Raw genomic sequence first — 7,848 nt, forward strand, 5'->3', positions numbered from 1 at the left:
CTTGTATTAAAACTCTCAGAAGCACGGAAGAATGGTACGCTTGAGCGACTCCGTAATGATCTGAACAATCAGGATCTGCTTATCCTTGATGAATGGGGATATGTACCAGTAGACAGAGACGGATCAGAGTTGTTATTTCAGGTGATTTCAGACAGTTATGAAAGTAAAAGCATGATTTTAACCACCAATCTGGAATTCTCTAAATGGGGAAGCATATTTACTGATGAACAGATGGCTGCTGCAATGATTGATCGTCTGGTACATCATGGACATTTGATTCTCTTTTCAGGGAAGAGCTACAGAATGGAACACGCACTTATGCGACAGACTGCACCACAATCATATGAAAATGTTTCCTGCTGATATATGGGAATATCCTATTCCTAAGATTGGGAATTTTTCTTTCCGATTTTTGGGAAAAACACTTGACGAAATACAGATGCGGTCATTTCTGGTGCCGCAGAAAAGGAAGACAGTCCCTCTTTCAAGGGTATCAAGGCCATAGTTGAGCTTGACATAAGATGCCAGTCCATCGATCCCTTTGCGGAGGTCAACCATACTACAGCAGATGATCACACGTTTGAAATTTCCATCCTTAAGCATTTTTCAAAACCTTCACAATGGTCTCAAGCGTACCGGGGTTCAGTGAACTGCTGACATAAACGGGATATCCGTTGATCAGGATCATAGCCTCAGGGCAAAGCGTATCAGCCTGTGGAACAGATGCAGGAACAGCTGTGGCTTCAGCAGTGTTCCCCTGAACCACTGGTGTGATATCCACAAATGCTTTTGGTTCTGGTAACTGTTTCTGATCGTTGATCTGCTCAATGGCGTCATCGCGTAATATCCTTTGCCACTTATAATAAGTAGCGTGTGCGATGCCATGCTGATCTAACCATTCTGCTTTGCTGATATCACTGCTGCGATTGTTGCATTGAGTTATGATCTTACGCCAGTATTCAGCCTTGACATTATAATCGTTATCTTTCATGGCTATTGCTCCTAAAGATTTTTTTTAAGTATAACCGATAGGAGTCCTGGATGCTAGACACGGTCTATTTGACGCTTACCCCGTTCAGTTTCTGAACATAGAAAATCTCTATGAATCCAGTGCAAAAGAACTCTTGTATCAACCAGCATGTCCATGTCTTTCAATTCCTTGGAAAAATCAAGATTTACAACCCAATTTGGATCCATATGTTTTTTCAGTATTGTGACAAATCTTTCCGGTACACACGACATCACCTCATCATTGCAGTGTTTTAAGATTTCTAACATCTCTGCAAATGCTTGTCGCATTCCTGGTTTTGGAGTAATAGCAACCGGAATTTCTGCAGCCTTGTTAGCTAATGCCGCATCAAATAATTTCTCTTTAAACAATGATCCACCTCCAGTTCATAGATGTTTCTCCACAGTTCTTCAATCAATAATTCAAACTCGTTTTCTGACAGCCTCCTCTCTGCCAGTGCAAAAATTTCATAGAGTTTATATAAGGGTAAGAGAAGAGAATACTCTCTAATAACCTTCATAAATATCCTCACTTCTGACGATTCTTTCAGATAATCAGATAATAAGATCCAATTTGTTATTGATACCGGCAGTTTCTGCATATCCAAGCTCCTCAGCTCCTTTATTCATGACATCAATACCTCAATCATGTCTGTGATCCGGCCTTCGCCGTACATCTTCTGTTTTTCTTCAATATTCAGCCAACAGGAAGACAAGTCTGAGCTTCAGGGAGCTACCCTTAACTTCTTGCCCTGGCAAATGCCCAAGCCTGTAAAGGATTGATTACCTTTAAATTCACCGATCATTCAGAGAGAATATCCATCTTCCGATGATGCCATTCGGCTACTCTTACCAACCGCTTCTGTTATACATGAATTTCTTCATTTCAAGGCAAAGTGCATTATTTGGATTCCCTCCGTCGTATCGGTTTCCAGGCCGATATCCCATAGGGTTATTCCCACACAGTGGGCGTCTATTGCTACACCCAGAAGGGTCGTGCTATTTAAAGCAAACAGTTCTGCGATATGTGTTGCTGTTGATGATTCCATCTCCTCTCAATTTATCACTAAACTAAGACAGTTTGCCCCTACAGGTATCCTTGCAGAGACTTACTGAGCCTACCACACACCTCGAAGCGCTGACACGCTTTGTTCATCGAGTTGATCACAGACATGATTCAAATATTGATATAGTTTATGTTTTGATTGATCCTTGATTTAACTTTACCAAACAGGATTCTCAAACTCTTAAGGGGGAAGAGAAAAGAAAGTAATGGCTGTTTAGCTTGGATGATATACATTATCGTTAGGCAGCATCACCTTCTTCCTTCAATTCAGCTTTCATGCAGGCTGATTTCTCCTCAAGTTCCCTTATATGACTTTCAAGCTTTCTGCATTCTTCATCATAATATGCGTTCACCTGCACGAGCATTTCGTATGGAAGCGTACATTGTCATCGTCTACCAATGTCATTAACTTAAAAAATGAATATCAGATTTTATCATTTTCACATATGAAAGATTATCAACATAAGGAATATAACCAGTGGTAAGAAGCAGAAATTTGCAGATTAGACGATAAAGAAGTAAAAACTATCGTTTCTGTGGCTAAAAAAACGCTGTCAGGGCAGCACAATAAGACGAATTACTATACCTAAAAAAGGGATGTTCATTCGCCTGAAAATGGTTTATACTAATGGAGAGTTATTCTGATTCTAGCGATAACAGAAACTCATTGGAAGTTTGAACCTTTGCTGGCGGGCAAATGTTCGATCGTGTCTGATTGCCTCAATATTTTGGGCAATCAGACCTTCCACATCTATTTCATCATCTGCATTGCGCTGTCGCAAAAAGTCTCTGCATGTTTTTTGTGCAATTGTATAGTTGATCTGATAAGTCAGTTTTGTAGCCTTTTTATCAATTTCCACATGCATGTATATTTCGGAACAGAAATTGTATAGGATCGCTCTGGCCCAGACTTCCTGCTCTATGTATTCATACTTTTTGGAATGGAAAGCTTTCAGGCAAAGAGGATACTTCAAATCTCTGAATGCCGTTTCTTCCTGCCATCTGAGATGATATAACTCCTTGAAATCTTCAATGTCAAACTCCATATCCGGAAGATTGGTAATGATATTTTCAAAACAGCCATCTGTAATTTCAATCCTGACCACACGCAGTGAGATATTATATTCCGGCTGTTCATCGGTGATAAAATCCATTGGAACTTCCTGACAGATATATCTGTATCTGTCAGGATACTCAGGATGAAGCCGCTTTTTCTTTGCGTTCGATCTCGTCAGTATGCGGTCAACGTGAAGATCGAGTTCCCTGACATCATCAAGTGGAAACCCCAGTATTTTTTCTGTTTTCCGGTCTGTGCACCGGATCAGGAAAAAATGGCCTTTTTCTATGACATGTGCAAAATCATTATAGGAAGCGTAACCCCTGTCGCATATATAGATGTTGGGAATACCATCATCCTGTGCGCGGTCAACCAGCTGACAGAAAGCTTTGTATTCATTACGTTTTCTCGCCGGCTGGACGAGGAGGTCTGTAAATTTCTTATCAAGGATGGAAAAGAAAGCATTGATGTGGATCTGATTAAATCCCCTGGTAGATTTCCCGTTAGGTTCAAAAAAAGTATCTTTATCATCAGGATTTCTGAAAATATCAACCGCTGAACCATCACAGGCAATCAGGCGATATTTATCATTAAAAAGCTTCTTTTTACATTTTTGCTCAAATAAAATGAGCAGGTGACGCAGGGCATCGTATTTCAGTTTCCTGCGCTGTTTATAGAAAGCGGCTTTTGATGGAGCCTCCTTCACCCGGCCGAAATAACGGTACAGCTCTTCTTTAATGGAATCCGCTTCCATTGTGAGAAAGAGGAGCAGAAAATCTCTGAATCCTATTTTTCGGTTGCGAGTGAAATCCTTGCCGGGCTGAACTGCGTATTTTTCAGGATCAGCAGCAAGATCATTAATTGAAGCAAGAAGTGTAGCTTTAACAGCTTTAGAATAATTCATAATGGTTTACCTCCCTTAATCAAGTAAATATCAAAAGATATAGTTTCTTGATTAATTGGCCTTTTCTGAGGTATTCAGAAATGGCCGCACATTTTGGAGGTTTTGTCAAGCCTTTTTTCATTTTTTTGAGTTACAGGTTAAAAAAGGATCCATGCCGATTTTCGGCATGAATCCTTTAAGTAAATGACATTGATCGTCTACGTCAACAAGATATCTAATATTCTTCATTTTGCTATCGATACAGAGTCCAAACTGAAAATTGCCCTTATTCTCATCAAAAGAATAATGCCAATCATCTTCATCCAGGAACTGCTTAACAACGTTTGCAATCTCGTTAGAATAGCTATTTCTCTTCATAGTTGAATTCTCCTTTGTATCTATGTTGAATTGATTTTTGATTACCGTGCAACGATTGGTGTCACATTCCCCAGAGGTCTTCAGCCGCTCAATGGTCGCTGTTATCGAACTATACGCCCCGATAACCAGGCATTTTGCATTGTGATTTATGCAGTTTTCAAAGTTCTGCATCGAAGTATCCTTCGATGTTTTAATTATCTCATAGACCATTTCTATATTGGGGAGGGGGAATTCTCATCCTTTTTGCTGAGAATAAGATTCTCGACCGTTCCCGTGAAAAGAGTATCTCATGCTCCATTCACTTAACTGGAGGGGGGATGGCTGAATTTACACTCTATCCCTTTTATGCATAACAAAACCCGGGAGCATTAAAAGCTTACCGGGTCAAGCATCACTTTAGTTATCATCAAGCGGTCCAAAAATTTCATCAAACTTTCTTTCCAATTCGGCCTGTAGGTCAAAAGAATCTGTATCCACGTCCTCATCCGATTCATTTGAAAAGGATTTCGGTGCCCCTTCCTCCACATCAATTTTAAGTCTTATAGTTTCGACAAACTTTTTATGTCTTATATTCATAGCTGCAATTCCTCCTATTGCCTTCAAAAGGAAACAAGTATTATCCTTGATAAAATAAGTCTTCACTAAAAACATCATCCGATACGGGGAGCCCATGAATCAACGCCCACACACGAAGCGCTGTCTTATCAATGTCATCATTGATAAATATATGATCATACTTACTTAAGTGGCTCAATTCGTTATACGCAATGATCATTCGCCGCGAAATATCGTCTTTGCCGTCTCCTCTATGAAGCAGCCTGGCTTGTAATTTATTTGCATTGGCGCAAATAAATATAGTAATAATATCCACGTCTATCAGGCGCTCATCTGACAGGATCTGCTCCATACCGTTTCTGTCAATTTCCAGGATGACAGTTTCTCCTTTGCTAAGGGCATCAAGAACCGGCTCGCTTGGAGTTCCGTAACCATTTTCATCATAACAATTATATTCAAGATAATAGCCTTCATTTACTCGTTTTTGTTAATCTGTTATAGAGACGAAGTTATAGTTATCTTCCTTATTTCGCATTGTTCTTGAAGTATCTGACACGGAAAGCCAAATCTTTGATTGATCCTTAAAAACCAACTCATCAATTTCCATAAGCCGATGTATCACACTGCCTTTTCCAACGCCTGAGAAACCACTAATAATAACAATTTTTTTCTTCATTGTATTTCTTCCTTCTCACCACTTTTTCTCAATGATTTTTTCCAATCCATTTTCTTCATAACAATGAAAGACGATATCACCTCCAACCCACACAGACTCTTCATTAAAGATTACTTCATAATCTATAGACTTATATTGAGCTGGAATGACAACATCTCCGGTGCAATCAACAACACCGATCATGCCCTCACTATTAATTACGGTTGCAAACAATCCATAGTACACTTCTGAGATTTCACTAAACTCGTCGAACTCTTTAACAATTTTGATTTGCTCTACAGTATCAAGATCCAACTCTAACAAACAAGCCTTACCACCAATTATCGCACTACCATATATGGTAACAAGTGGCAATGGTTGAATTGAATCTGCGCCTTCAAGCACGAGATCACCATGCCTATCAATTATCCCCCAGGTTTTATCTTCTAGCTGAACTCTGGCAAAAAGGCCTTGATGTTCATATTCGAATCCATCTAGATATTCATCAGATATTCTTTCAAAGGAAGAATTAATATAATACACGCCTCCGGACTTTTCTCTAACCCGAGCCTTTCCATCAGACATTTCCGATGCTTCAACGAACAACGCTGAAGTCAATTCTTTCCCATCGGGTGCCAAGTATCCTAACATACCATTTGCATCCTCATACCGGCATGTTTCATCCCAGCACCATTTCAAATCGTCAGCATATACTTTACGATATGGACCAGCAATATTGTTACCGTCTGGATCCAGTAAAAATTCTCCTTCCGGTGAAACTTCCACTGAATACTGTTTCAAATAAGATCCAATAACCAGCCCATCCTTTTGTTCCGAATCGCCATTTAGATACTCATCAATTCTTGAATAATAATCCTCAACAGCATCCTCTGCATATGTACGCGCATCCTTCTCACACTGCTGCGAATAATATGAACAGAAGTCTTCATATCCATTCACATAGGCGCCAAACTCATCAACATAATGAACAGTATTCCTATAAACACGAAGCTTCTGAACTTCTTCAGAGGCTTCATTATAAGCGTCAACTAATCTATGTTGATAACTATGGTAGGCCTCATGGCAACACGAGTTCAAAACCTCGTCCACGGGATCGTTTTCCAAGTGTTCAAGATTGAGATAGATTGTGTGGGTGGCATCTGAATAACAGGCAAGCGTATATTCCGGTAAATTGGAAGCACCTACATTCAACTCGTTAGATATTCCTAGATAATGTGCCTCGATATTTGCCACACACTGAAGTACGTTGAGTTTTTCATTCGTACTAAGTGAGCACCATTCTTCTGCCTGTAATTTTAAAACCATATCAATATTATTGGAAATTGTTTGTTCTTCTGTTCCAATTCCAATATTAGCTTCGACATTAGGCTTAAAAAGAGTCATCCCAAAGGCACCTTGTAACAGAAGTGGCACCATAATCACCGCCATCGCAATAGAAAAAATGGTTCCTGTCGTAGAAGCCCATCTTTGAATTCTTTTCACAATAACGCGTTTTAAGCTTTTTCTACGATTAATTCTGCGTGTCATCACAAGAATTCCCAACAGGAAAGATATTACTGTCGAAATCACAAACACGATTGCGATTCTGCTCTGAAGCGTTTTCCAATATGCTCCAATAGTATAGAGACCATAAGGAAACATTAATGATACTAAAACACTCCAACCAGTCCTTTTCTTTCTAAAGAAATATCCAGAACAGACTACTATCGAAGCTAGTAGCATACTCCAAAGAACATACCTGGATGTTTCATATGTCAGGTTTGGAAGACAGCGGAAAAGAATATTTTTATACCAAATCATGCTTATCAAGCCCCAAAATACGCTTTCCGCAATATATTCAATTGGTTCCATAGTACTTCTGTCTTTCATGTACCCCACTCCTCTATACAGTATTTCTTTCCCTTTCTCTCGGCAGCTCTAATATTCCATCATCTTTCTTAATTCCTGCTTCTGGCGCTTTCGGTTATATGTTTTCTTCATCTCAAAAACCATAGTCGGTTTTATCCATACACCACCTTTATCAAGGACACTTTCACGTTCTACTCCCTGTCCCTTTTTAATGCTCTGCAGAGCCATATTCTTTACTTTCATAGTTATACCTCCCTCTTCATATCGGTAGTGTCAAAAACTACCTGTTTTTTTGTTCCAAAATTCAATAAAAACCTTGATTTTATGGGAGAATGCAAATAAAAAGAGCATTGACCTCCCTTTTTCTGGTATAATGT

The 7,848-nt window shown here is 39.4% G+C and carries 11 protein-coding genes and 1 pseudogene; 1 reads left to right on the forward strand and 11 read right to left on the reverse strand.

The window, feature by feature from the left end; all coding sequences use genetic code 11:
• A partial coding sequence (locus ACTNBF_RS15810; protein WP_441089644.1) for an ATP-binding protein occupies positions 1 to 363 on the forward strand: 363 nt, incomplete at its 5' end.
• On the opposite strand, the gene tnpB is transcribed toward ACTNBF_RS15810, so the two are convergent.
• From tnpB to ACTNBF_RS15865, 11 genes and pseudogenes are all read right to left on the reverse strand, one after another.
• Positions 340 to 603 (reverse strand): IS66 family insertion sequence element accessory protein TnpB, encoded by a 264-nt coding sequence (tnpB, locus tag ACTNBF_RS15815; RefSeq protein ID WP_441089645.1) that lies wholly within the window; start codon positions 601 to 603, stop codon positions 340 to 342. The genes ACTNBF_RS15810 and tnpB overlap by 24 nt on opposite strands.
• Positions 596 to 991: an IS66 family insertion sequence element accessory protein TnpA gene (tnpA, locus tag ACTNBF_RS15820; RefSeq protein ID WP_441050314.1), complete on the reverse strand. Its 396-nt coding sequence runs from the start codon at positions 989 to 991 to the stop codon at positions 596 to 598. The genes tnpB and tnpA overlap by 8 nt, the downstream gene beginning before the upstream one ends.
• A gap of 53 nt (positions 992 to 1,044) precedes the next feature.
• The gene (locus ACTNBF_RS15825) at positions 1,045 to 1,380 is read right to left on the reverse strand and encodes a hypothetical protein (RefSeq protein ID WP_441050313.1); all 336 of its coding nucleotides are present in this window, start codon (positions 1,378 to 1,380) and stop codon (positions 1,045 to 1,047) included.
• Positions 1,347 to 1,610 carry a hypothetical protein gene (locus ACTNBF_RS15830; RefSeq protein WP_441050312.1) on the reverse strand — a complete coding sequence of 88 codons (264 nt, stop codon included), beginning with the start codon at positions 1,608 to 1,610 and terminating at the stop codon, positions 1,347 to 1,349. Before ACTNBF_RS15830 ends, ACTNBF_RS15825 begins: the two co-directional genes overlap by 34 nt.
• Positions 1,611 to 2,721: 1,111 nt before the next feature.
• The gene (locus tag ACTNBF_RS15835) at positions 2,722 to 4,035 is read right to left on the reverse strand and encodes an IS4 family transposase (RefSeq protein ID WP_441050311.1); all 1,314 of its coding nucleotides are present in this window, start codon (positions 4,033 to 4,035) and stop codon (positions 2,722 to 2,724) included.
• A 117-nt stretch (positions 4,036 to 4,152) separates the two neighbouring features.
• On the reverse strand, positions 4,153 to 4,392 hold the full coding sequence (locus ACTNBF_RS15840; protein ID WP_441050310.1) for a hypothetical protein: 240 nt from the start codon (positions 4,390 to 4,392) through the stop codon (positions 4,153 to 4,155).
• 396 nt (positions 4,393 to 4,788) lie between these two features.
• Entirely contained in the window at positions 4,789 to 4,968 is a 180-nt protein-coding gene (locus ACTNBF_RS15845; RefSeq protein ID WP_441050309.1) for a hypothetical protein, read from the reverse strand.
• 40 nt (positions 4,969 to 5,008) lie between these two features.
• A pseudogene (locus ACTNBF_RS15850) lies at positions 5,009 to 5,419 on the reverse strand (hypothetical protein); the annotation flags it as partial.
• A 15-nt stretch (positions 5,420 to 5,434) separates the two neighbouring features.
• Positions 5,435 to 5,623 carry a hypothetical protein gene (locus ACTNBF_RS15855; protein WP_441050308.1) on the reverse strand — a complete coding sequence of 63 codons (189 nt, stop codon included), beginning with the start codon at positions 5,621 to 5,623 and terminating at the stop codon, positions 5,435 to 5,437.
• A 15-nt stretch (positions 5,624 to 5,638) separates the two neighbouring features.
• Entirely contained in the window at positions 5,639 to 7,492 is a 1,854-nt protein-coding gene (locus ACTNBF_RS15860; RefSeq protein ID WP_441050307.1) for a hypothetical protein, read from the reverse strand.
• 48 nt (positions 7,493 to 7,540) lie between these two features.
• On the reverse strand, positions 7,541 to 7,714 hold the full coding sequence (locus ACTNBF_RS15865; protein WP_441050306.1) for a hypothetical protein: 174 nt from the start codon (positions 7,712 to 7,714) through the stop codon (positions 7,541 to 7,543).
• Positions 7,715 to 7,848: the final 134 nt, after the last annotated feature.

It is taken from the genome of Bariatricus sp. HCP28S3_A4, assembly GCF_052066395.1.
Lineage (GTDB): Bacteria > Bacillota > Clostridia > Lachnospirales > Lachnospiraceae > Allocoprococcus.